25 protein-coding genes are annotated in these 25,766 nt (G+C 42.0%); 11 read left to right on the top strand and 14 right to left on the bottom strand.

Annotated elements, in window-relative coordinates:
* Positions 1-720 precede the first annotated feature (720 nt).
* Genes cysQ through cysG form a run of 6 tightly spaced genes read right to left on the bottom strand, consistent with a single transcriptional unit; the run spans position 721 to position 7,634 of the window.
* A complete protein-coding gene (cysQ, locus tag C9J41_RS21025) occupies positions 721-1,461 on the bottom strand; it encodes a 3'(2'),5'-bisphosphate nucleotidase CysQ (protein ID WP_199187180.1) in 741 nt (246 codons plus the stop codon).
* 25 nt (positions 1,462-1,486) lie between these two features.
* Positions 1,487-2,110 (bottom strand): adenylyl-sulfate kinase, encoded by a 624-nt coding sequence (gene cysC / locus C9J41_RS21020; RefSeq protein ID WP_107208049.1) that lies wholly within the window; start codon positions 2,108-2,110, stop codon positions 1,487-1,489.
* 22 nt (positions 2,111-2,132) lie between these two features.
* Positions 2,133-3,860, bottom strand: coding sequence for an SLC13 family permease (locus C9J41_RS21015; RefSeq protein WP_107208048.1), 1,728 nt, complete (start codon positions 3,858-3,860; stop codon positions 2,133-2,135).
* A 4-nt stretch (positions 3,861-3,864) separates the two neighbouring features.
* Positions 3,865-5,289, bottom strand: coding sequence for a sulfate adenylyltransferase subunit CysN (gene cysN / locus C9J41_RS21010; protein ID WP_107262067.1), 1,425 nt, complete (start codon positions 5,287-5,289; stop codon positions 3,865-3,867).
* Between the two features lie 10 nt (positions 5,290-5,299).
* Positions 5,300-6,208, bottom strand: a complete 909-nt coding sequence (gene cysD, locus C9J41_RS21005; RefSeq protein ID WP_107247342.1) for a sulfate adenylyltransferase subunit CysD — start codon at positions 6,206-6,208, stop codon at positions 5,300-5,302.
* Positions 6,209-6,221: 13 nt separating this feature from the next.
* Positions 6,222-7,634: a siroheme synthase CysG gene (gene cysG, locus C9J41_RS21000; protein WP_107208046.1), complete on the bottom strand. Its 1,413-nt coding sequence runs from the start codon at positions 7,632-7,634 to the stop codon at positions 6,222-6,224.
* A gap of 417 nt (positions 7,635-8,051) precedes the next feature.
* Here cysG and C9J41_RS20995 point away from each other — a divergent pair, with 417 nt between their 5' ends.
* The 4 genes from C9J41_RS20995 to C9J41_RS20980 all read left to right on the top strand — a co-directional run bounded on the left by C9J41_RS20995 (position 8,052) and on the right by C9J41_RS20980 (position 12,095).
* On the top strand, positions 8,052-10,019 hold the full coding sequence (locus C9J41_RS20995) for a bifunctional 2',3'-cyclic-nucleotide 2'-phosphodiesterase/3'-nucleotidase (RefSeq protein WP_107262069.1): 1,968 nt from the start codon (positions 8,052-8,054) through the stop codon (positions 10,017-10,019).
* A 72-nt stretch (positions 10,020-10,091) separates the two neighbouring features.
* Entirely contained in the window at positions 10,092-10,676 is a 585-nt protein-coding gene (locus C9J41_RS20990) for a Crp/Fnr family transcriptional regulator (protein WP_107208044.1), read from the top strand.
* 91 nt (positions 10,677-10,767) lie between these two features.
* On the top strand, positions 10,768-11,229 hold the full coding sequence (locus C9J41_RS20985; protein WP_107208054.1) for a GNAT family N-acetyltransferase: 462 nt from the start codon (positions 10,768-10,770) through the stop codon (positions 11,227-11,229).
* Positions 11,229-12,095: a DMT family transporter gene (locus C9J41_RS20980; RefSeq protein ID WP_107208043.1), complete on the top strand. Its 867-nt coding sequence runs from the start codon at positions 11,229-11,231 to the stop codon at positions 12,093-12,095. Before C9J41_RS20985 ends, C9J41_RS20980 begins: the two co-directional genes overlap by 1 nt.
* Before the next feature lie 116 nt (positions 12,096-12,211).
* Here C9J41_RS20980 and C9J41_RS20975 read toward each other — a convergent pair whose 3' ends face one another.
* Positions 12,212-13,072, bottom strand: a complete 861-nt coding sequence (locus C9J41_RS20975) for a LysM-like peptidoglycan-binding domain-containing protein (protein WP_233217821.1) — start codon at positions 13,070-13,072, stop codon at positions 12,212-12,214.
* Positions 13,073-13,208: 136 nt separating this feature from the next.
* Here C9J41_RS20975 and C9J41_RS20970 point away from each other — a divergent pair, with 136 nt between their 5' ends.
* Both C9J41_RS20970 and C9J41_RS20965 read left to right on the top strand, forming a co-directional pair.
* Positions 13,209-13,829 (top strand): FKBP-type peptidyl-prolyl cis-trans isomerase, encoded by a 621-nt coding sequence (locus tag C9J41_RS20970; protein WP_005372738.1) that lies wholly within the window; start codon positions 13,209-13,211, stop codon positions 13,827-13,829.
* Between the two features lie 186 nt (positions 13,830-14,015).
* Positions 14,016-14,522, top strand: a complete 507-nt coding sequence (locus C9J41_RS20965; protein ID WP_107208042.1) for a DUF2780 domain-containing protein — start codon at positions 14,016-14,018, stop codon at positions 14,520-14,522.
* Between the two features lie 89 nt (positions 14,523-14,611).
* Here the strand turns inward: C9J41_RS20965 and C9J41_RS20960 are convergent, their stop codons facing one another.
* From C9J41_RS20960 to dusA, 7 genes are all read right to left on the bottom strand, one after another.
* Positions 14,612-15,376 carry a phosphoadenylyl-sulfate reductase gene (locus C9J41_RS20960; RefSeq protein ID WP_107208041.1) on the bottom strand — a complete coding sequence of 255 codons (765 nt, stop codon included), beginning with the start codon at positions 15,374-15,376 and terminating at the stop codon, positions 14,612-14,614.
* Positions 15,369-17,060 carry an assimilatory sulfite reductase (NADPH) hemoprotein subunit gene (gene cysI / locus C9J41_RS20955; RefSeq protein WP_107208040.1) on the bottom strand — a complete coding sequence of 564 codons (1,692 nt, stop codon included), beginning with the start codon at positions 17,058-17,060 and terminating at the stop codon, positions 15,369-15,371. Before cysI ends, C9J41_RS20960 begins: the two co-directional genes overlap by 8 nt.
* Positions 17,060-18,877, bottom strand: a complete 1,818-nt coding sequence (locus C9J41_RS20950) for an assimilatory sulfite reductase (NADPH) flavoprotein subunit (RefSeq protein ID WP_107294978.1) — start codon at positions 18,875-18,877, stop codon at positions 17,060-17,062. Before C9J41_RS20950 ends, cysI begins: the two co-directional genes overlap by 1 nt.
* 187 nt (positions 18,878-19,064) lie before the next feature.
* Positions 19,065-19,295, bottom strand: coding sequence for a thymidylate kinase (locus C9J41_RS20945; RefSeq protein ID WP_107208038.1), 231 nt, complete (start codon positions 19,293-19,295; stop codon positions 19,065-19,067).
* A 149-nt stretch (positions 19,296-19,444) separates the two neighbouring features.
* On the bottom strand, positions 19,445-20,074 hold the full coding sequence (locus C9J41_RS20940; protein WP_107208037.1) for a TIGR04219 family outer membrane beta-barrel protein: 630 nt from the start codon (positions 20,072-20,074) through the stop codon (positions 19,445-19,447).
* 171 nt (positions 20,075-20,245) lie between these two features.
* A complete protein-coding gene (gene pspG / locus C9J41_RS20935; protein ID WP_045129268.1) occupies positions 20,246-20,488 on the bottom strand; it encodes an envelope stress response protein PspG in 243 nt (80 codons plus the stop codon).
* Positions 20,489-20,753: 265 nt separating this feature from the next.
* Positions 20,754-21,770, bottom strand: coding sequence for a tRNA dihydrouridine(20/20a) synthase DusA (gene dusA, locus C9J41_RS20930; RefSeq protein WP_086000659.1), 1,017 nt, complete (start codon positions 21,768-21,770; stop codon positions 20,754-20,756).
* A 573-nt stretch (positions 21,771-22,343) separates the two neighbouring features.
* Here dusA and C9J41_RS20925 point away from each other — a divergent pair.
* The 5 genes from C9J41_RS20925 to C9J41_RS22195 all read left to right on the top strand — a co-directional run bounded on the left by C9J41_RS20925 (position 22,344) and on the right by C9J41_RS22195 (position 25,469).
* Positions 22,344-22,556, top strand: coding sequence for a cold-shock protein (locus C9J41_RS20925; protein ID WP_006647715.1), 213 nt, complete (start codon positions 22,344-22,346; stop codon positions 22,554-22,556).
* A gap of 377 nt (positions 22,557-22,933) precedes the next feature.
* Entirely contained in the window at positions 22,934-23,176 is a 243-nt protein-coding gene (locus tag C9J41_RS20915) for a hypothetical protein (protein WP_045154030.1), read from the top strand.
* A gap of 242 nt (positions 23,177-23,418) precedes the next feature.
* Positions 23,419-24,570 (top strand): iron-containing alcohol dehydrogenase, encoded by a 1,152-nt coding sequence (locus tag C9J41_RS20910; protein WP_005372756.1) that lies wholly within the window; start codon positions 23,419-23,421, stop codon positions 24,568-24,570.
* A gap of 126 nt (positions 24,571-24,696) precedes the next feature.
* Positions 24,697-24,960 carry a hypothetical protein gene (locus C9J41_RS20905; RefSeq protein ID WP_107208032.1) on the top strand — a complete coding sequence of 88 codons (264 nt, stop codon included), beginning with the start codon at positions 24,697-24,699 and terminating at the stop codon, positions 24,958-24,960.
* Between the two features lie 374 nt (positions 24,961-25,334).
* On the top strand, positions 25,335-25,469 hold the full coding sequence (locus tag C9J41_RS22195; protein ID WP_107208031.1) for a prepilin-type N-terminal cleavage/methylation domain-containing protein: 135 nt from the start codon (positions 25,335-25,337) through the stop codon (positions 25,467-25,469).
* Positions 25,470-25,766 lie beyond the last annotated feature (297 nt).

Here is a 25,766-nt window from a genome sequence, read left to right as displayed (position 1 = left end):
TCAATCTGAGCCATGATCAAACTCTTCAATTAAAGTTTTTGTGGTCTTTCGACCGGCTCAATGAATACTGTTAAAATACCGCTAACTAGAAGCTAGTTAGGATATTTGAATTGACTGTGCCAAATAATCCTTCTCTATAAAGAGATGAGTTATTTGTATTGGTCACTAGTATCATTGATAAATCTTTCGACTTAACTTTTCAACGAGTGCCCACACAGATTGCATGGTCAAATTGTTAAAGAACGTTAGCGCAACACATCGTGTTGGCTGAGGCTGCGTATACTACACCGCGCTCAATTTAAGTCAACAATTATTTTAAAATTAATTTTCAAAACCCTTGCCACACTTAACTTAAAGCATACTTCCTTATCTTTTTAAGATTGAGACAAGATTTCAGCATTAAGACTACGATTTACCCAATTTAAAAAACACTGTTTAGCTAAGTTTTAAATTAGTTTTTTTTATAAACCGCTTACCTACAAGTTATACACAGGTTGTAAATAACTTACTAACCATCCGTATTCCCTGTCGATGGAGCAGCATTATAGGGATAAGCTTAGAGATAGCAATAACAAAATTGAGAATTCAAACCGAATGACAATAAAAACAACGATAAACCCCAAAAATAACACTTTTCGTACAAAACGATACGTTTTCTTCTGTTTAAAAACAAAAAAGGCATATGAGGTAACTCATATGCCTTATCGTTATTTAATAAGATTAGTCTTTTATTGAAACAATAAAAGATGGATTCAGTAATTGCTCGCGATGATAGTTTAATGGTTGCCCTTCTAAATCGAGTACTATAGCCCCAGCACTCTCAGCTACACACTGGCCAGCAGCGGTATCCCACATCATTGTGGGTCCTAAACGCGGGTAACGTTGCGCTCGACCTTCTGCGACTAAACAGAACTTTAATGATGAACCAACTTCCGTCATCTTGTGCTCACCGATTTGTTCTAAGTAGTGATCTAACTCTGGGGAAGGATGAGAGCGACTACCAACAATCGTTGGTACTGTTGCTGCTCGTACACGAATAGGCTCACGACCGGCTTTGGTTTCTAACCACGCCTTATCACCATCACCTAACCATGCTTTTTCTAATGCAGGCGCATACACCACACCTAAAACAGGACGTCCTTCTTTTATTAAAGCAATGTTAACCGTGAACTCACCATTTTTGCGAATAAACTCTTTAGTGCCATCTAATGGATCAACTAACCAAAATGTGTCCCAATTTTGTCGTTGATGCCAATCTGTATGTGCGGACTCTTCTGAAAGAATAGGGATCTCTGGTGTTAGCTGTTGTAGTTTGGTAACGATAAGTTCATTAGCGGCAAGATCGGCATCTGTGACAGGGCTGCTATCTGATTTTTGCGTGATCTGAACTTGACCATGGTAACGAGCCATAATGGCAGCACCCGCCTCTAACGCGATGCTATATATTTCGTCGAGTAACATTGCCAATCCCTTTCTCCTTCATTTATTAGCTGATGATCTGTTTTGACTTTAAATGTTCAACACATTGTTCCACCAGCTTATCTATTGCATTACTACCTGCCGCTAAATGGAGCTCAGGCGATAACGGCGGTTGGTATTCAGAATCAATACCTGTAAATTGTTTGATTTCACCTGCTCGCGCTTTTTTATACAAGCCTTTCGGATCACGTTTTTCACACTCAGCAAGAGGAGTATCAACAAATACCTCAATAAACTCACCTTCAGGCAGTAAATCTCTCACTAACTGACGCTCTTCTCGATGTGGTGAAATAAAAGCACTAAGTACGATTAGCCCGGCATCAGCCATTAATGTCGCGACTTCACCAATACGTCGAATATTTTCACGGCGATCTTCCGCAGAGAAACCAAGATCACGACATAAACCATGACGAACATTGTCACCATCAAGTAAATAGGTGTGATAACCCATTTCAGCCAGTTTATTTTCTAATGCGCCAGCTACTGTTGATTTTCCTGCGCCGCTTAGGCCTGTAAACCACAACACACTCGCTTTCTGATTCTTTTGTGTTGCACGTAATTCTTTGGTTACGGTATGACGATGCCAAACAATATTCTCGTTATCATCATGCGCTTGTGGCGTGATTGTCATAACACACTCCGTTGTCTATTTATTAAAAAGGGAATAACAGTGGGATCAGGGTTAATACAACGATTGAATACACTATCGATATTGGTAATCCAATCCGAACATAATCTCTCAGCTTATAGTTACCTACGCTATAGACTAATAAGTTAGTTTGATAACCATAGGGTGAGATAAAGCTCGCACTGGCGCCAAACAGTACTGCCATAATAAAAGGCATAGGATCAACGTTATAAGCTAATGCTAGGCTATAACCGATAGGAAAAGACAAAGCAGCTGCAGCATTATTCGTGACTAACTCTGTTAACACGAGTGTCAGTAAGTAAACCGCAATTAATGCCCCATAAATTCCCCAGCCATTAAATGCTTCAATCAAAGCTTCACCCATTCGCTCAGATAACCCTGTTGTGATCATCAATTTAGCCAAGGTTAAAGCCGAGCCGACAATCACAACGATATCGATAGGAAAACGGCGGCGTAATTCTGCAAATGAAATAATGCCTACTGCGACCATAACGAAAAGATAAATGGCCAACCCTTTAATGATCGGTAATACATCCAATAAAGCGAGACCAATAACAGTCAGAAATCCCATCAGTACAGCTGCACTTTTGGTGTTATCTAAGCGAGCACTTGAATCAAGACCATTCACCAAGACAAATTCACGATCTAAGGTGGCTTTCTTTTGTTGGAATTTTTTACCCGGCACGATAACTAATGTATCGCCAGCATGCAGTTCGATATTACCGAGTCCACCAGCAAGACGTTCATGACCACGACGTATCGCCACAACGACAGCATCAAAATTTTCTCTAAAACGGGTACTTTTTAAGGTTTTGCCACGAATTCCTGCCGAGTGGCTGATGATGACTTCCATCATCGATTGGCCATTTAGGTGATGCTGACCAAAAAGGTTTAAACCTGGAATTTCTTGAAGTGTGGTTACACTTTCGACATCACCACAAAATAATAAGGTATCGCCTGCCTGCAACTTAGTATCAGGACATACAGGTGCAATAGTTTGACCGTCACGGATCAACTCAGCTAGAAATAAACGGCGTAGGGCACGCAAACCATTTTCGGCAACGGTTTTTCCTACTAATGGGGATTTAGCTTCTACACGTGCTTCAAGGAAATAAGGCAATTGATCATCAGCATGATCATCATAACTGGGTAATAGATGACTAAGCGGGATAAGAATAACTAAGCCAACAACTAATACCGCTAAACCAATCATACTTGGTGCGAAAAAGCCTAAACTAGGCAGACCCGCATCTTCAACGAAACTATTTATGATTAAGTTCGTCGATGTACCTATTAACGTTAACGTTCCACCTAAAATAGCGGTATACGACAACGGTAATAATAATTTAGATGGTGCGTGGCGTTGGTTACGCTTAATCGCACCGATTAATGACACGACAACCGCTGTGTTATTCGTAAAAGATGATAATAATGCGGTTGATAAGCCGAGTTTTGTGACCACAGCCGTTTGGCCGCCCTGTGATATTTGACGCCCAACCCAACTAATCAACCGTGTTTTTTCTAAAGCAATGGAAACAAGGATCAACAACACTAATGTCAGTAATGACGAATTAGTGAAATTGCCAGCCAATGTCGGTAAATCGATCATTCCAGACTGATAACCAATAAATGCCGCACCTGCAAATAAGTAAGGCGGTTTTATTTTGGTTGCCAGTAAGCAGAGAATAATCACCACCAACATAGCTAAGACAATCGCTTGCTCCCATCCCATAGAGTTACCCTAGCAACTTGCTAAGATCTTTAGCATCCCAGTGTGGAAAGTGCTTGCGGATCAGGGCATTTAATTCAACTTCAAATGCTGAGTATTGCGCAGTATTTTGTTTAGCATCTAATGCTTCACGTACCATACCCGCACCAACCGTCACATTCGTTAAGCGATCAATAATGATAAAGCCGCCAGTATCTTTACATGCTTGATAGCTATCAACGGCAATGGCTTCATTTAAGCTCACTTCACATAAGCCAATACCATTAAGCGGTAAAGCATCAGTTTCAAACGTTTCAAGGTTATTAATATCAACTTGGTGACGAATGGCATCAACACTACCAACCGTTTTCTTACCCGCAACTTTAATGTCGTACTGGCGACCTGTTTCTAACGCTGACTCGCCCATCCAAACAATATCAGCAAGTAAATTATTACTCAGAGGCACTGTTTCATCAGCAGCCACTAACGTATCACCACGGCTAATATCAATTTCATCAGCCAAGGTAACGGTTACTGCTAAGCCTGGTGTTGCAACCTCCAAATCACCATCAAATGTTACGATGCGATCAACGGTCGAGGTTTTACCCGATGGTAACGCACGTACTTTTTGCCCCACTCGTAATTCACCTGAGGCTAATGTGCCAGCGAAACCACGAAAATCAAGGTTTGGACGATTCACATATTGCACAGGGAAACGTAGCTCTGTCGACGCCTGACCTTGAGTAAGATCCACTTTTTCAAGCAAGGTCAGTAATGAATCACCGTCATACCAAGGCGTTTGATCGCTAAGGCCAACAACGTTATCCCCTTCTAATGCTGATAACGGCACTAAGCTAATGTTGATATCACTGTTCAGTTTTTTCGAGAACGCTAAATATTCTTCACGGATTGACTCAAAACGCGCTTGGTCAAACCCCACTAAGTCCATTTTGTTAATCGCAACAATAAAGTGACGAATACCCAATAGACTTGCAATGTAAGAGTGACGACGAGTTTGATCTAATACGCCTTTACGCGCATCAATCAAGATCACCGCGACATCACAGGTCGATGCACCTGTTGCCATGTTACGGGTATACTGCTCATGCCCTGGGGTATCAGCAATGATGAACTTACGTGCTTTGGTTGAGAAATAACGGTAAGCAACATCAATCGTGATCCCTTGCTCACGCTCAGCTTGCAATCCATCAACCAATAACGCTAGGTCAGGCTTATCGCCTGTTGTACCGACTTTTTGACTGTCGGTATGAATTGCCGCTAATTGATCTTCATAAATTTGGTGAGAGTCATGCAGTAGTCGACCAATTAAAGTACTTTTACCGTCATCTACTGAGCCACAGGTTAAAAATCGCAGTAGAGATTTATTATGGTGTTGGTCAAGATAAGCTTCGATACCGAGCTCAGCGACCTGTTGTTCAATCACGCTATTCATTATTCTCTCCTTAGAAGTAACCTTGGCGTTTTTTCAATTCCATTGAACCCGACTGATCATGGTCAATCGCTCGACCTTGTCGTTCACTCGATGTTGCCACCAGCATTTCTTCAATAATGCCCGGTAGTGTATCGGCTGTAGATTCAATCGCTCCCGTTAGTGGGTAACAACCTAAGGTTCTAAAGCGCACACTCTTTTGCTCGATTTTCTCACCCGGTTGAAGATCCATACGCTCATCATCAACCATGATCAACATGCCGTCACGATCAACCACAGGACGTACTTCAGATAGGTACAGTGGAACAATCTCGATACCCTCTAAATAGATGTATTGCCAGATATCAAGCTCAGTCCAGTTTGAAAGTGGGAAAACACGAATGCTCTCACCCTTGTTGATTTGACCGTTGTAAGTCTTCCATAACTCAGGACGCTGATTTTTCGGATCCCAGGTGTGGTTCTTGTCACGGAATGAATAAACACGCTCTTTTGCACGTGATTTTTCTTCATCACGACGTGCGCCACCAAAAGCGGCATCAAAACCATACTTATCCAGTGCCTGCTTTAAACCCTGAGTTTTCATAATATCGGTGTGCTTTGACGAACCGTGCGTGAATGGGCCAACGCCCATTGCGAGACCTTCAGGGTTCTTATGTACCAATAAATCAAAGCCATACTTTTCTGCGGTGCGATCACGGAAATCGATCATCTCGCGGAATTTCCAATCGGTATCAACGTGCAGCAATGGGAACGGGATCTTCCCCGGATAAAATGCTTTACGTGCTAGGTGTAACATCACCGATGAATCTTTACCGATAGAATACATCATTACCGGATTATCAAACTCAGCCGCTACTTCACGGATAATGTGGATACTTTCCGCTTCTAACTGCTTGAGGTGGGTTAAACGTTTCGGGTCCATCTCTCTCTCCATACTATGCCAGCTTAACTACCGCATCTTGCTGCTGTAGCGACTGTTCCTGTTTTGTGAACCAATCTAATTTCGTCGATAGATTAACTACCTCTCCTACTACTATCAGCGATGGAGAAGCAGCATGTTTTGCTAATTCAGCCAGCTCGCTTAGCTGACCTTTTAAAACTTTTTGGGTTTTCTGGGTACCACGCTCAATAATGGCGATAGGGGTATCAGCACCACGACCGTGCTCTAACAACTGTTGCTGAATATGACTCGATTTCATCAAGCCCATATAAATCACTAAGGTTTGCTTTCCACGTGCGAGTGTTGACCAATCCAAAGTATCGCCATCAGGCTTGAGATGCCCCGTAACAAACATGGCGGTTTGGGCGTAATCACGGTGAGTTAATGGAATGCCCGCATAGGCTGTAGCACCAGCTGCTGCTGTAATACCCGGTACAACTTGGAATGGAATATCAGCATCAAAGAGCACTTCAAGCTCTTCACCACCACGACCAAACACAAATGGGTCGCCACCTTTTAATCGCACCACTCGCTTGCCTTGCTGGGCGTAGTGAACAATTAATCGATTCGTTTCTTCTTGAGGGACACTATGAAAACCGGCTTTTTTACCCACGCATACTAATTCGGCATCACGGCGGACTAAATCCATCACTTCATCAGACACCAAGTAGTCATACAGCACGACATCAGCTTGCTGCATCAGTTGTAATGCACGAAGGGTCAATAAGCCCGCATCACCTGGACCTGCGCCAATTAATGCAACTTGTCCTTGCGGTGGTGCTTGTTGGGTTAATGCCACCAGCTCTTGCTCAGCCTCTTGCTCACGCCCCGATGCCACTAAGTCACCAAAACGTCCGTTAAAGGCCTGCTCCCAGAAATAACGACGAGCAGAAAAAGAAGAGACGGTTTGTGATAAACGCTGACGGAAGTTACCCGCAATCGTTGCCATACGTCCTAAGTGTTGTGGTAATAACGCTTCAAGCTTTTCACGTAATAAACGGGCGAGTACCGGCGCCTGACCTGATGACGAGATCGCGACAATGATGGGTGAACGATCAACAATAGAGGGAATAATAAAACTGCAGCGCTGAGTATCATCAACGACATTGACTAATACTTGGCGTTGATTGGCCGATTGATAGACCAGAGCATTAATCGCTTTACGCTCTGTCGCGGCAATGGCTAAGAAAATACCATCAAGATCTGATGGTGAAAAATGTTCTCCGACCAATTTGATCTGTTGAGAAGCTAATGCAGCAGTAAAGTCAGCATTTAAACGTGGTGCAATAACACGAACATCTGCGCCTGCTTTTAATAGCATACGGGTTTTACGCCACGCGCTATCACCACCACCGACAACCAGACATGGTCGACGCTTTAAATCTGCAAAAATTGGCAAGTAATCCATCATTAGCCCTCTTTTTATCCCTAGATGCACTATAGAGGGGGCTTGATATTACTTGAAATTCTAAAATTTCATTTTTTATTCCAAAAAGTTTAGCCACAACATGCCGACAACACTTAATGACAAGATTTAGCGAATTACACTATATACAATGCATTATATAGTTATAAATCTCACGATTAAGGCGAACGATAGGGAGCAACACAGCAAATAAAAGCTTATGTTATGCCTTTTATGTCTAGGTTATGACGAATCACTCTTCTATTAATACGAGAAATAACGGCCTAATTTTCGATCTCGCTAACAATTGATCAAAAAAAACGAGATGGAGAGCACGATAGTGCGACACAGATAACAGCCTTTCTCAGTACATTTGATACCTTACGCTTGCTTTCTTTGCCTACCCGTTTGGAGATATTCATGAAGTTATCAGCTAAGCCTTTATCAATCGCGATATTAGGCGGTTTACTTACGCTCGCAGGTCCTGCAACAGCAGACACCATCAAACTACGTATTTTAGAAACCACGGATATCCATACTAATGTAATGGATTATGATTACTACAAAGATGCGCCAACCGAGAAAACAGGCTTAGTACGTACTGCAACGTTAGTAGAAAAGGCTCGTGGCGAAGTCACCAATAGTGTCTTAGTTGATAACGGTGATTTACTGCAAGGTAGCCCGATGGGTGACTACATGGCAGCAAAAGGGATCAAGCATGGTGAAGTTCACCCTGTTTATAAAGTCATGAACCAACTTGATTACGATGTTGGTAATATTGGTAACCACGAATTCAACTATGGCTTAGATTTCCTTGATACCAGCATTGAAGGTGCTGACTTCCCTTACATCAATGCAAACGTCTACGACTTAAAAACAGGTAAGAACTTATTCTCTCCTTATCTGATCAAGGAATACACATTTAAAGATAACAACGGTAATGACCAACAAGTGAAGATTGGTTATATCGGTTTTGTTCCGCCACAAATCATGGTGTGGGATAAGAAGAACCTCGAGGGTAAGGTAGAAGCCAAAGATATTAAGCAAACGGCTGAGAAATTCATTCCACAAATGAAAGCAGAAGGCGCTGATATTATTGTCGCTATCCCACACTCAGGCGTTTCAACCGATCCACATAAAGTGGGTGCTGAAAACTCGGTATACTATTTAACGCAAGTTGAAGGTATTGACGCGATTGCATTCGGTCACTCACACGCGGTTTTCCCAAGCAAAGAGTTTGCAAACCTACCAGGTGCTGATATCGAAAAAGGGACCATTAATGGTATTCCAGCAGTCATGCCGGGACGCTGGGGCGATCATGTTGGCATCATGGATTTAGTATTAGATAAAGAGGGGAACAGCTGGAAAGTCACCTCAGCACAAACCGAAGCTCGCCCTATTTTTGATAAAGCAACGCAAAAGCCAATTGTTGATGCTGATCCTAAATTAGTAGCGGCGGTTAAAGTTGATCACAATGCTACCCGTGATTTCGTTAATCAACCAATTGGTAAAGCAAGTGACGTTATGTACAGCTACTTAGCACTGGTACAAGACGATCCAACCGTGCAAATCGTAAACCTTGCACAAAAAGATTATGTTGAACGCTTTATTCAAGGCGATCCCGATCTCGATGGTATTCCAGTACTTTCAGCAGCCGCACCATTTAAAGCTGGCGGTCGTGGTAACGATGCAACCAACTTTACAGAAGTTGAATCAGGTCAACTGACTTTCCGTAACGCGGCTGACTTATACTTGTATCCAAATACCCTTGTTGCCATGAAAGTAACAGGTAAAGAAGTGAAAGAATGGCTGGAATGTTCTGCTGGCCAATTTAATCAAATTGATGTTAACAGTGATAAGCCACAAGGCTTGATCAACTGGGATGGTTTCCGTACTTATAACTTTGATGTTATTGATGGCGTCACTTACAACATCGATATTTCACAACCTGCGAAATACGATGGTGAATGTAAAGTTATTAACCCAACGGCAAGTCGTATTAAAGATCTTAGCTTTAACGGCAAAGCAGTAAAAGACGATCAGAAATTCATCATCGCAACCAATAACTACCGTGCTTACAGTGGTAAATTTGCTGGTACTGGTGAGAAGTTTGTTGCCTTTGCTGCACCCGATGAAAACCGTACCGTTCTTTCTGACTACATTAGCCGTGTAAGTAAAGAAAAAGGCCAAGTGGTGCCAAGTGCGGATAACAACTGGCACTTCACGCCACTGAAAAGTGATAAGAAGTTAGATATTCGCTTTGAAACAGCCAATAGCGAAAAAGCGGCGAAGTTTATTAAAGACAAAGGTCAGTACCCAATGACCCAAGTTGAAACAACGCCAACTGGCTTTGCGATTTACCAATTGGATTTACAACACGCGAAATAATCGTCGCAATAAAGTAAGCTAGATACCGCAGCTGGTCTGCGGTATTTTTTTATGATTAAAAAGTGAGTCATCATGAAGCCTTCCGCACAACTTTCTCAACTCGCCGAATTTCTTCAACAATTTGGTGCCGAGCAAACCACGATTGATGAAGCATTAAGCCAAGCACAAGTATTAGCGTTACCCACTCGTCACATACTGCTTCATCAAGGGCAACAAGCAGAGCAGTTCTACTTTTTACTTAATGGGATTTGCCATGCTTGCTATCTCACTGACAGTGGTAAGCAATTCAGTAAAGAGTTCTATTGGGATCAAGATACTTTGATTGGCTTTGAAGCACTGATCACTCAATCACCTTCGCCTTTTCTATTAGAAACCTTGTCCGCTAGCGAGCTCATTGCCCTACCGATTGAGCTAATTGAAACATGGCGTTCACAAGGGGTAGCGCTATATCAACACTTATTAGAACGTCAGTTAGTATTTAAGGAAAACAAAGAACGCTTCATGTTGATGTACAGCCCAGAAGAACGATATCAATTATTCACCCAAAGCTTTGCCGAGCTCAACGTTAAACTCACGGACTATCAAATTGCCTCATACCTTGGAATCACCCCGATCAGCCTCAGCCGAATAAAAAAAAGACAAAGCGAACCACAATAATGAAACGATATTAACAATGGTTAATGAGGCCGTGAAAAACGCAGGTTACTATGAAGGTAACTTTGACTATCACAGAAAAAGAGAACACGTGATGATTACTTGGCAATGCCTTTCTTTTGCACAACTGACGACCCACCAGCTTTATGATGCACTAAAGCTACGCGCTGACATTTTTGTGGTAGAGCAAGACTGTGTTTACCCTGATCTTGATGATAACGATCGTGCTGATGATGTTTACCATTTATTAGGCTATCAAGATGGCAAACTGATCGCCTACCTTCGCCTACTCAGTGCAGGACTCACTTACGACAATGTCAGTATTGGTCGAGTTGTTACGGCACAAGAAACACGAGGCAGCGGTATAGGTCATCAACTGCTCAAACAAGGACTCGAAAACGCCACGCGTATTTGGCCTAATGCGACCATCGAGATTGGAGCGCAAGAGCACTTGATCGGCTTTTACTCTCAATACGGTTTTAAACAAACCTCTGATATGTACCTTGAAGACGGCATTCCACATGTTGATATGGTGCTAACACAAGGCGATAACTAATGAAGCAAACTGCTGTGTCATTGGGGATCCTATTACTGATATTCGGTAATTTATCCGCTTCTCTGTCTGATGTCGCAGTTAAATTACTCAATGGCGAAGTCCATCCCTTGCAATACATGTTTCTTCGCCAAGTAATAAGCTTAATTATTATTTTGCCTTTTTGGTTGTCCCAGCCCAAACAGCAACGTGAGGTCGGTAGTTGGAAGATCAATACCATCCGTGCGTATTTAGTATTAGCGGGGAGTTCAATGTTGTTAGTGGCGCTGACATATTTGCCCCTCGCGACGGCCAATGCCTTATTTTATGCCGCGCCCTTATTGATGATCCCACTTTCAATAGTGCTATTAGGTGAGTACCCCACAAAAGGGAAAGTCGTTGCGACAGCGATTGGATTTATCGGAATTTTAATTGTTTTACGCCCTACCCAATTTCACTGGGCTGCGATTGCCGCACTGGGTACTGCAACTACATTGGCGCTCTACAATGTATTAGTACGTAAATTGCCACAATCACAAACCGTATCATCCACGCTCTTTTGGACAAGTGTATTATCACTGCCTGTGGCGACCCCTTTGGCATGGTACTTCTGGCAACCGATCTCACTTGAAAACCTTGGGCTTATTGCTGCAAGTGCGCTATTTACCTTAGGCTATCAAGGGTGTGTGGTATTGGCATATCGCCAAAGTGAAACCCATAAAATTGGGTTAGCAGAATATTCAGGGCTTATTTTTGTCGCCTTCTTTGGTTGGATTTGGTTTAACGAAAGTTTAGATACCTTAACGCTTATCGGTATTTTATTGATCGTTCTACCTATGATGCCAAGACCTAAACGAAAAAAATTCACCACTCAGATCGACATACAGTGATCAAATAGTAACCTCTGCGGTAACGCATAAAAAGAAAAAACAAAAAAGCCCACTTAAGCCTCTCTTTCTAGTTAAAAGCAAATAAGTGGGCTTTTTCATATTTATTTCATCACTGGTTATTTACGATAATAGCTACCATTACTGCTACGGTAATAAGCTGCTGAAATACCATTACCTTCAATCTTCAAACCATCTATTTGGCCATTACTATTTACACGATACATTAGCGTTTGACCGGCCTGTACATTACTGATCGGCTTACCCGCACCTTCAATATTGGCAATTTTATATAAATCCGATAATGGTAACGAGCGATCTCTAAACACGTTCGCTAAGGTTTCACCGGCTGGAACTTTATAACTGACCCATTGCCCTGCATCGCTTGATGCAACCTTGGCCGTGTTTGCTGTCGTTGTTGTATTGGTTGTATTCGTTGTAATCGGTTCATCAGTCGCTTTGGTTACCACCGCCGCTTCTTTTGACAGATCAACGGTGTACGCCTTACCGCCATCTAACGGATAAATTTTCTGAATCATCGGTTTCTTTTCAGGTGCCGGACCAGTATCTTCCGTTCCTCCAACCGCTTTCATCTTACTGTCTTCACGAATATCTGCCGTATCTAAAACAATATCTGTACGCTTACTCACACCAGTATTAGATGATGTCGTTCCCGTTTGCCCTACCGGTTGAGTCGTGCTCGTAGAACCGCCAAGGTTAAGAGAAATACTACGACGAACACCACTGTCTGCACTTTGCTCTTGTTCTAATTGATTCGTTGTCGGCAACATTAATACAGCGACAAAAATAGGCACAAGGATCATCAATGCCCAGCGATGAAAACGAGGAAAATGTGACCATGTATGGCCAATTCCGGCTTTAATCTGACGACATTTGTCAAAGAGCCCTGACAAACTAAAATTGACTGATGATCGTTTTGACGCATGTTTTGTTCTCGAACGGCGATTGGCCTGTCCCATATACAGCACTCCAGAGCTTCATATGTCACGCAATTTGCGAATAATGATTACAAATATTTACCCATGAGTTTACCCATGAGGGGCGAAACTGTTATCCTGCTTGCTTTAATTCATTCAACATTAAGAGATGACGATAATGTCTGACGTTAAACTAGATACAGTTGAGACTAAAGCAAGTTATGGTATTGGTCTACAAATGGGCCAACAACTAGCACAAAGCGGTCTTGAAGGCCTAAACGTAGCAGCAATTGCGAAAGGTATCGCAGCTTCTCTTGCTGGCGAAATGCCAGAAATCGAAGTTGATGAAATCAACAATGCACTACGTGAACTTCACACTGCAGCAGACGCTGCACGTCAAGAGCAGGCTAAACTAGCTGCTGCTGAAGGCGAAGCATTCCTAGCTGAAAACGCAAAGCGTGCAGAAGTTACAGTAACTGATTCTGGTCTTCAATACGAAGTACTCGTTGAAGGTAATGGCGAAATCCCAACTTCTGACAAGCAAGTACGTGTTCATTACCACGGTATGCTAACAGACGGCACTGTTTTTGACAGCTCTGTTTCTCGTGGTCAACCAGCAGAATTCCCAGTAACTGGCGTTATCGCTGGTTGGGTTGAAGCACTACAAATGATGCCTGTAGGTTCTAAGTGGAAACTTTCTATTCCACAAAACCTAGCATACGGTGAGCGCGGCGCAGGTGCTGCAATTCCTCCATATGCAGCACTTGTATTTGAAGTTGAGCTACTAGATATCCTATAAGATATTGCTCTCTTCTTAAAAACGGCGCCCCGGCGCCGTTTTTTTATGGTTAAAAAATACGCTCCATTCTCTCAAACTAATAAACCCTACTAGTTAAATCATCAGGTTTCGTGTTTTATCAATAAAATGTATTACAAAAATAAATATCTACACTAGGATAGATAATAGTTAATTAAGGAGAACCCCATGGAAAAGCGTCATATCTTAACTACACTTACCGCCGTTGCTTTATTATCATCAAGTGCAATGAGCCATGCATTCAGCCTATCTGATGTCGCAAGTGCTTTTGGGGGAGAAAAAAGTGAACAAGTTGCTACCCAGATTGCAGAAAACCCATTAACCAAAGCACTCGTGTCTGATCTTGGCGTAAAGCCAGATCAAGCAGCAGGCGGTGCAGGTGCATTACTGGCAATGGCAACCAGTGAGCTAACAGGCCCACAAGGTAAAGAGTTAACTCAATTAATTCCTGGCGCAGAAAAGCTAACTGACTCATTACCACTCGGTTTAGGCCAGCTATTAGGCAGTAAAGAAAATATCGATAAAGTCTTTTCTTTATTAGGCATGAAACCTGAAATGGTTAACCAATTCGTGCCTGTTGTTACGCAATTTTTAGGTGAGCAAGGCGCAAGTAATGAACTCCTTGGCGCACTTTCTAATATTTGGGCACCAGCTGCACCTGCTGCCAAAAAATAACTTGTTATTGCTCAAAGCATCGACAAAATAAAAGGGCGAGATCATCGATCTCGCCCTTTTCTATTACACTAGTTCTGATTTGCTATCGGTTAAATTCCTGAACCATCCGCTTCTGTATCGCTGTCTTCGTGTAAACCACACTCACGTTTTAGACCAAAGAATCGCGTTTCTTCTTCTTTCATCCCCGGTTGCCACTTAACTGTCGTATGGACATCACCGACAGAAAGATAGTCTTGCGCTTTTAATGGGTGATAAGGCAAATCATGCTGTTGTAAATACAGATCGATTTGCTCATTACTCCAATCAATTAATGGCAGGAACTTAAAGCGTCCATTCTGGATCGCTAATACCGGTAATGTTGCACGTGAGCTTGATTGTTCACGACGGAGCCCAGAAAACCATGTTTTCACTTGCAGTTCATCTAATGCTCGACGCATCGGCTCAACTTTGTTCAGCAAATTATATTGCTTAATACCATCAACCCCTTGTAACCACAGTTGACCATAACGTGCTTCTTGCCATGCGGCGCTTTGTTTTGCGCTGTAGACATGAAGATTAAGATCTAATCGTTTGGTTAAGCTATCAATAAACTGATACGTTTCAGGAAATAAATACCCCGTATCGGTTAATACCACAGGAATATCAGGCTTTACTGTTGTGACTAAATGCAACATCACAGCAGATTGAATACCAAAACTTGATGCTAATGCAAACCCACCTTCAAGGTTGTCGATAGCCCAGCTTACTCGCTGCTCTGCCGTCATATCCTCCAGCGCGGCATTGATTTCAGCCAGCTGAATAATTTGACTCACTTTAGGCAGCTCAAGTAACTCAGCCAGTTGAAATTTAGCCATAAAAATCTCTCTTTGATACTTTTACTTCATCAATAATGCCTGCGCGAATAGTGAAATCACCAAAGTCTTCACTTTCTTGACGCTCTGTAGACCAACGGCCCACTAAGCTATCAATTTCATCCATGATCTGCGCAACAGTAATATTTTCACGGTACATCTTAGGTACACGTGTTCCGTTACGGTTACCGCCTAAATGTAAGTTATAACGACCCGGCGCTTTACCTACGAGGCCAATTTCCGCCAACATCGCACGACCACAGCCATTTGGACATCCCGTGACACGAAGAATGATGTTTTCATCATCGTCTAAGCCGTGTTTTTCTAGAATGCCTTCAACATCGGTAACAAATTCAGGTAAGAAACGCTCTGCTTCCGCCATCGCTAATGGACAAGTTGGCAATGAAACACAGGCCATTGAGTTTTTACGCTGCTCGCTAACACCGTCATCAATCAAACCATGATCGCGCGCGATCTTTTCGATCTTGTCTTTGTCTTTTGCTAACACACCCGCAACAATTAAGTTTTGGTTAGCCGTCATACGGAAATCGCCTTGGTGTACTTTGGCAATTTCAGCAACACCGGTTTTTAAAGGCTTGTTTGGGTAATCCAACAAACGTCCATTTTCAATAAACAATGCGAGGTGATGCTTGCCGTCGATACCTTCAACCCAACCAATGCGATCACCACGATCGGTAAACTCATAAGGTCGACTGTCTTCAAACTTCACACCCGCACGTTTTTCAACTTCCGCTTTAAATACATCACTACCTACACGATCTAACGTGTACTTAGTTTTTGCATTCTTACGATTTGAACGGTTACCCCAATCACGCTGTGTTGTTACCACTGCCGCTGCAACATCTAACGTTTTCTCTAGTGGAATAAAGCCAAAGTCATCGGCACGACGAGGGTAAGTGGAATGATCGCCGTGAGTCATTGCCAAGCCGCCACCCACTAGTACGTTGAAGCCCACTAACTTGCCGTTGTCTGCAATCGCAACAAAGTTAAGATCGTTGGCATGTACGTCCACATCATTTTGAGGTGGGATCACAACCGTGGTTTTAAATTTACGCGGTAGGTAATTGCTACCTAAAATTGGCTCTTCATCTGTCGTTTCTAGCTTTTCACCGTCTAACCAAATTTCCGCATAGGCACGGGTTTTAGGTAGCAAGTGTTCACTGATCTTTTTCGCCCACTCATATGCTTCTTGGTGAAGCTCTGATTCTACTGGATTAGTCGTACATAGAACGTTTCGGTTAACATCACCCGCTGTCGCAATTGAATCGATACCAATACTGTTTAGCGTTTGGTGCATCAGCTTGATATTAGGTTTTAGTACACCGTGGAACTGGAACGTCTGACGGGTAGTTAAGCGAATACTGCCATAAGAAGTATGCTCATCGGCAAACTTATCAATCGCTAACCACTGCTTAGGGGTAATAATACCGCCAGGCATACGCGCACGTAACATCACGTTATGCAGTGGTTCGAGTTTTTGCTTTGCGCGCTCTGCACGGATATCACGATCATCTTGCTGATACATACCGTGGAAACGGATCAACTGGAAGTTATCTGCAGTAAAACCACCGGTCATACGATCGCCAAGATCCTGCTCAATAGTTCCGCGAAGAAAATTACTCTCGCGCTTTAGACGTTCGTTATCTGATAATTTTTGATCTGTCATTAGTACACATCCCTTTGATAGCGCTTATCCTTACGCAGATCGTTAAGATACTGCTCAGCCTGCTCGCGCGTTTTATTCCCTTGTTGCTCAATCACTGTGATCAGCGCTTGATGAACATCTTTTGCCATTTGATTAGCATCACCACACACATAAACATGCGCGCCGTCTTGCAGCCACTGCCATACTTGCGCAGCTTGTTCTAAGATTCGGTGCTGAACGTAAACTTTCTCAGCTTGGTCGCGGCTAAATGCCACATCAATCTGATTAACAACCCCATCTTTTAAGTATTTTTGCCATTCAACTTGGTATAAGAAATCTTCTGTAAAGGTACGGTCGCCAAAGAATAACCAGTTTTTACCTTGTGCTTCACGGTTATCACGCTCTTGAACAAAGGCGCGGAATGGGGCAATACCAGTACCCGGCCCCACCATGATCACTGGGGTATTATCATCAGCTGGTAACTTAAAGTTATTGTTAGTTTCAACAAAGACTTTAACTTCAGCGCCTTCTTCTAAACGCTGGGCTAAGAAGCTTGATGCGCCGCCTTGACGTTGTTCTTCACCTTGCGCGTATTCAACCACCCCAACAGTTAAGTGAACTTCTTCACCCACTTCTTCTTGGCTTGAAGCAATAGAATATAAACGTGGTGTTAAACGACGAAGTAGACCGATTAATTGCTCTGCAGTTAATGCTGTTTTCTTTTCTGCTAATACATCAATAATTTGTGTTTTCGCAGAATACTCACGTAGTTTTTCACGATCTGCCACCAGCTTTTCAAGCTTTTTACTACCCGATAACTCAGCGTATTTGGTCACAAACTGTGGATTTGATGCAGTAATTTCATATTTGCTAATCAACGCATCACGTAAACTTAATGCAGCACCATCAACATCAACAGAGGTATCCGCGTCTAAGCCAAGTTTCGCTAAAATGGCATCCACTAAATGTGGGTCATTTTCAAACCACACACCGAGTGCATCACCCGCTTGATACGTTAAGCCTGAATCTTCTAAATCGATTTCAATATGGCGAACATCTTTACCTGAATCACGGCCTGTGATTTTTTGACTTACCAATAAACTCGCGGTGTAAGGGTTCTGTTTATTGTATGCAGAAACAGCGGCAGGCTTTTGACCAACAGGCAGTTGAACAACTTCAGCTTCACCCGTTGATAAAGTTTCTTTGGTTTTAGCTAATGCTTGCGTACGCCATTCAGCAGCAGGTGCTTCATAGTCAACGTCACAATCTAAACGTTCAAGCATTGGCTGCGCGCCAAGTTTCGCTAAGTAGTTATCAAAGTCTTTCGCTGTTTGACAGAAAAACTCATAACTTGAATCACCTAAACCAATCACGGCATAGTTAAGATCTGCCAGTTTAGGGGCTTTCTTTGATTGTAAAAATTCATGTAATTCAATAGCATCATCAGGTGCTTCACCTTCGCCATGGGTTGATGCCACGATAATCACGTGGGTTTCCTTAGCGAGGTTTTTACCTTTATAGTCGCCGGCAGAAAACACTTGAACAGCAATATCAGCCGCTTGTGCTTCTTCTTTTAACGCTTCAGCAACACCTTTGGCATTACCGGTTTGCGAGGCATAAATGATGGTGAGTTTACCGGCTGGTTTTGCGGCAGCCAGTACATTATTTTGGGCTGCAGGTTCTGCAGCTGATTGAGACTGGGTTTGGCTTAATCCCCAAAAGTAGCCACTGATCCACGCAAGCTGTTGTGGCGATGATTCTGCCGCTGCTTGCTTCAGTTGATCTATTTGCTGATCATTAAGTGGACTGGCTAAAGCCGATAATTCCTTCACTAACATGACACGACGATCCCTATTCATTGCGTACTGTTAGATTAGCCATTTCATGTAATAACAAGAAAGAATAGATAAGAATGTTTTATAACCTTTTTAAAGGTTAAGAAAAAAGTGAATGCGAAATAATCGTTATGTTGCCGTCAAACAATAAGGATTATCTCGCCTTTACTGGTAGGAAATATGATCGGTTTTAGTATTCATCAGCTATTCTAACTTGATTAAATCCAACTTCAAAAGCTTGTTGAGTTGCGCTATCAATATCACGATAGCAACGTTCACTGCCAGCCCCGTCAGTTAAAGGAACCAAGCCACCTCGACGGTGACGAAATTCAACGATATAACCATCACCAATTGAAGGCTCAACCACAGCCTCAACCAATTCTTGGCTAACATAAAGGTGTTGTAGCTCAGTCAGTGTCATAACCTTACTCCCTATCCTTTGTCACTTTTATTAGCTCAACATAAAAGATGGAATGTATACACTTAAAAATGGTACAAAAACCTAGAAACAGCCAATAAAAAAACCACGACATTGTCGTGGTTTTTATTAATTCGTTAGCTTAAGAAGACTTAGAAATCGACTTCAACACCTGCGAACCAACCATTTAGATCAACATCGCCAGCATTCTTCGCTTTATCGAAATCGTAATCCATCATGCGGTAACCACCACGGATGTTTAGATCTGCCGCCACTAAACCGATTGTGTATTTCACACCAGCTTGTCCGTCAAATAAACGAGTACCATCATATTTACCCGCGTTTGCTTGAGCAAATACTGTTAATGGTGTTGCTGGAATACCGATTTCCGCATTACCGTAAATAGTTGGCTGCCAATCGCTGAAGCTATCATCGTTTTGAATTTTAACGCCACCGAACTTAGTCATTGTTAAACCAAGATCTAAAGACACTAGATCATTATCTAGAATTTCGTAGTACGCTGTAAAATCACTTTGTTCAAATGCAACATTATCTGCATCGATATTGTTGTAACGAACCATAAAGTTAGGAACTAAAGGAATGAAGTGTTCAAAAGATGCGTAGTAAGATGCTGATGTATCATCGCTTTTATGGCCATCAACTTTCGCATTTGCAAACCATGCATCTGCGCCTACTTTAACACCTAAAAGGGTATCTGCCTGTGCTGGAATAGCAGCAGTCATTGCCATTGCCGCTGCTACTGAAAGCATTACTTTTTTCATGTCGAGTCTCCGCTCTTCATCATTAATAATTTTAAACGGCGAAACTATAACAGAAACCCTAAAAAAACACTGCTCTTATCTATTTTGATGATATTTTTTAACTAAATTTACCCAAAATTACTCACTATTATTTTGTTGATAGTGTTTCATTTGAATATATTTATCAGTGGATTAATAACGACGTGTACGAGATAGACGATCTTTGTATTCTTGTACTTTTTTGTTATCTCTCACCAACCAAATCGCAATAGCAATTAACACGATCCATGGTAATAACTTAATCACTAAACCCAACATGCCAACCACAGCCATGATCGCAAAACCAGCCGCAACGGCTATCATCATGCCAATAATACTCACACCCGTAAAAACTAACACGAATGCAAACGTCAGCAAAAATAGAAACTCAAACATAACCCTCTCCTTAACCCAGTATTACCTTTCAACGATAAGCTTTTCTATCAAGTTCACAATATAAACCGACAGAGCATGTTGAAAGCGATCCTATTCAATATCAATATTAGATGTAATTGCACAAATCACGCCAAATGATATAAAAATTTATCTCTTAATTTTCAATTAGATACAAAAAAGGCCAACCCATACGGATTAGCCTTTTCTCTCTGTATTAGCCAAATTCACTTATTTATCGTGAATCTCGCCAACAACAATTTAGCAATTAAACATCTAAGTGCGCAGGAATTTTATCTAACGCCTGCTGAACAACTTCAATACCAGCACCCGGTTTGTGAGCATTCTCACTGATATGTCGACGCCACTGACGTGCACCCGGCATACTTTGGAATAAACCCAGCATATGGCGTGTAATATGTCCCAAGTAAGAACCGTTAGCGAGTTGCTTTTCAATGTATGGATACATAGCTTCAACCACTTCACGACGCTTCATTACAGGGCGTTCACTACCAAATAAACGTTGATCCACTTCCGCCATTAAGTATGGGCTTTGGTACGCTTCACGACCGACCATCACACCATCCATATGTTTCAGGTGTTCTTCCATTTCTTCAAACGTTTTAATGCCACCATTGATTGCCATGGTTAAATGCGCAAAGTCTTGCTTTAGTTGGTAAACGCGTGGGTAGTCTAGTGGCGGAATTTCACGGTTCTCTTTCGGGCTTAAACCACTTAGCCATGCTTTACGGGCGTGGATAGTGAAATTATCACAACCGCCTTTCTCAGATACCACGTGGATAAAATCTTTTAAAAACTCGTAAGAATCTTGATCATCAATACCAATACGGGTTTTTACCGTCACAGGAATATCAACGACATCGCGCATCGCAGTGACACACTGCGCTACCAACTCGGCTTCACCCATTAGACAAGCACCAAACATCCCGTTTTGTACGCGATCAGATGGGCAGCCCACGTTTAGGTTAATTTCATCATAGCCACGCTCTTGCGCTAACTTAGCACAACGCGCCAAATCAATTGGGTTTGAGCCACCCAGTTGAAGCGCCAATGGATGCTCTTCTTCGTTATACGCTAAGAAATCGCCCTTACCGTGAATAATCGCGCCTGTTGTCACCATCTCGGTATACAACAATGCTTCTTTACTCATTAAACGGTGAAAGTAACGACAATGACGATCAGTCCAATCCAGCATCGGTGCGACAGAAAAACGCTGCATTGGAAAATCGCCTGTAACACTTTGAGTTGACAAGTTATTTTTCATTGTCTCGTCTACAACATTTGTCATATAAATACCCTATTTGGATTGCTTTACGTTTAAATTCAGAATCTTACTCCCCTCATTACGTAGTATCTAAAAGATACGATCGCTAAATGCTTAACTGATGTAGCTTGAGGGATATTCTGAAGAAAGCGGATTCTACATTAAAACGTAGTTAAGCCAAAGCAGAAGCAATAAAGTGAAAGCGAGAACTTACTTACACCATTGTCATATACCTTTATTTCAAAGCATTCTAAAAAGAGAAGCTCAGTGCTTTTTAATAAATATTATGTAAAACCCTTCTTTTTCTTGTCCTCACAGCACTATCAATAATCTATTTTGACTATATCGACAAAAAAGACTGTACAAAAAGTAAACACCTGTTATTATCCATCTCGCTCTGTTGTTTAGAGAGTTATTAAATGCGGCACCAAGTCACAGTTAAACCTTCAGCTACATCAACGTTTTCGTTTTGTACTTCAGTGTTTCCCTTGTTTTGGCAGTATCATTAATAATTTAACCACTTAGCACATCGCATTTTAGCGGTTAATTAATCACATATATAAGGGGCATAACATGTCTAACAAAACTACTGGTTTAGTAAAATGGTTTAACGAAGAGAAAGGTTTTGGTTTCATTACTCAAGACAACGGCGGTGCTGACGTATTCGTTCACTTCCGTGCTATCGCTTCTGAAGGTTTCAAAACTCTTGCTGAAGGCCAAAAAGTGTCTTTTGAAGTAGAGCAAGGCCAAAAAGGTCTTCAAGCTGCAAACGTTGTAGCTATCTAATTTATCCTTACGGATAAATAAAAAAATGCTGGCTAAGGCCGGCATTTTTTATACCTGTAATTTACCCTCTCTCACTATCGTTGCCCTACTACACCCTAACTTCTGCTGTATCTCTGAGTAACTCCGCCCAAGGCTCAACTACTCCCGACTATCTTGATGCAGAGATTTATTCACACGGCGCCCACGGTACTTACCTTTCGCTTTTGCTCTCCCTTCTTTTCTTACCTTTATCTTATGCCTACCGATCTAACTATTACCACTTGGTAATAATCTTTTGCGTTTTTATCGTATTGTTGTTTTTAGTGTAATTATTAATAATACATCCATCGAAACGCACAACGCGTTCACAAACATAAATACACAAGGTTTTATTACTCATGAAAACAGTTATTAAAGCAACTATCGCAGCCGCTATCATCGCTATGTCTTACAACGCTTCAGCTAAAGATGGTGCGTTCACAGGTAATGTTCAATTTCAAAAAGCAGCGGCTAGCACTATGAATGCAGGTCACTACCAAAAACAAGGTACTGCAGAGCGTTCACACTCAGGTGTGGTATTCACACAATCAGCATCACAACTTACTTTTGCTGAAAAGCTACTGTCTGCTGCTGATAAATAAGCCGCTGAGCACTGTAAACAATACGCCCATTCCTATTATTACCTATACGTAATAGTAATTTACTTTTAACCCTATTGTTTATATTTCAGTAAATGAGAAGATGTCGGCATCGACACCAACAACAACCATAACGATTCGGTGCCGGTAACACTCACTTTGCTATTCACACTCTGTAAAAAATTGCGGCTTATGGCACATGCGATAAGCCAACATAAATTCTTAAATATTATCGGAGCTTCATTATGAGCAATGTATTCTACATGCCACCTGTAACACTAATGGGTCCTAATGCTATTCAATCTTTAGGTGCTGAACTTGCGTCAAAAGAGCTGAAAAAAGCCCTAATCGTGACAGACAGTGTATTAGTTGAAGTGGGTTTAGTGAGCAAACTAACTGACGAGCTTACTGCGCACGGCCTTGATTACACTATTTACGATGGTGTGCAACCTAACCCAACTGAGAAAAACATTGAAGATGGCCTCGCGTTACTTGCAAGCAGCCATTCTGATTTTGTGATTTCATTCGGTGGTGGTTCTTCACACGATACTGCTAAAGGTATCGCACTTGTGGCAGCGAACGGTGGTCACATTCGTGATTACTCGAAAGGTGTACACCTTTCTAAAAAGCCACAGCTTCCATTGGTAACCGTGAACACAACAGCAGGTACTGCTTCAGAAATGACCGTATTTGCGATCATCACTAACCAAGAAGATGAAACCAAATATCCTGTGGTTGATAAGCACTTCACGCCAATTATTGCAGTGAACGATTCAGAGCTAATGGTCGCAATGCCTAAGTTCTTAACTGCTGCAACCGGTATGGATGCATTAACACACGCCGTTGAAGCCTATGTTTCAACAGCTGCAACACCAATCACTGATGCATCAGCCATTAAAGCGATTGAGCTGATTGTAAACAACCTAGAAACCGCTGTTAACGACGGTCAAAACCGCGAAGCACGTGATGCAATGCAGTACGGCGAGTACCTTGCTGGGATGGCATTTTCAAATGCATCTTTAGGTTACGTTCACTCAATGGCGCACCAATTAGGTGGTGTTTACGACCTGGCACACGGCCTATGTAACGCGATCCTATTGGCAGAAGTTTCACGCTTTAATGCCAAACAAGTACCTGAGCGTTTTGTTGATATTGCTAAAGCAATGGGTATCGACACAGCAGCAATGACCCAAGAGCAAGCAGTAAATGCAGCCCTTGAAGCGATTGATGCACTCTCTGAAAAAGTGGGTACTAAGCAACGCCTAGCTGATTTGGGTGTGACTGAAGACAAGCTAGCGTTCATGGCGCAAAACGCCCTAAACGATGCATGTTCTTTAACTAACCCACGCAAAGCGAGCCTAGAAGAAATCGTAGCGATCTTTAAAGCACGCATGTAATTAGCAACAGCTATAAAAAGGCTGGGAGAACCCAGCCTTTTTTATAACGAATAACGACTTAACGAAAAACCTAACCGCTTAACAACGCTAGCTTTTTGTTAACTCATCTATTTCGAGGGTAAAGAAATGACAGAAAATATTATCGTTGAGATCAGTAATCACAGAAGTTCGCCAAAGAAAGTCTCCGTAAAAGCGTATTGCAATGACAATCAGAAATTACCGAGTGCGGTGATCATTTCATTAGAACAATATGAATCTGCCGGATTAACTCAATCGTTGACTCAGCTTCTTAATAAGAGCAAAAGCCAAAATATTATAGATAAGTGCAAAGCCTTACTTAGCTACATTGCCGATGGTGCAACCATTCGAATGAATTGCTATAGCAGATAAAAAGACCGCCTTGATGAGCGGTCTTTCCGTGTATTCACGAACAACACACCACCCCTAACTCTCCTTCACCACCCTCGCTATTGTCGCCCTACTACACCCTAACTTCTCTTTTTCTCTAAGTAACTACCTCAAAATCCAGCGCGAACTCAATTAAATCCAAAGTAACAGATATTTCAGTAGTAATGATTATTGCCTGTATTGGAGTTAGCCACATAACAGGAAGCGGTAGTTTTAGCCCGTTATTTTTCGATTGGGGTGGCTATTACGATAACGGATTAATTGATGCCGCCGAGTGGAAAGCCAACCGCTTTAAACTGATTTAAGTTACGTAACTTATGCAATTTACATAACTTACGTAAAATGGATTTAATATAATGAAAATTAAAGGATTTACCTTACTTGAATCAATCATCACCATTAGCGTGTTAAGCATATTGATCGCCATGGCAGCTACGCAACAATCCGTATTGATAAACAAGATGGCCATCCTGATTTTAACAACAGCCTAGCGACAGTAGATTGGATCACGTTCGAGAAAGAAAGCGGCAAAGCCCTAACGATGCAAATGACATGGATGGGACGTTTATATCAATGTGGTGTTGAAGGGGAGTGGTATGGGGCAGAGGAGTGTTGATACAAAAAAGGCCGCCTAAGCGACCTTTCAAATTTGGTACATGTAACGGGTGTTATATAAAATAAACGTTCATTCACTTTGTTTATCATGTACGACCAATTGCTTAATTGGAAACACTGCGTCATAAATAACATTATAAAAATATGAGAAAAACAGATAAAAGACAACTAAC

This window comes from Photobacterium sp. GB-50, from assembly GCF_003026755.1.
Lineage (GTDB): Bacteria > Pseudomonadota > Gammaproteobacteria > Enterobacterales > Vibrionaceae > Photobacterium.
Note: the sequence above shows the minus strand (reverse complement) of the source record. Positions and strands in the feature narration are given on the sequence as shown.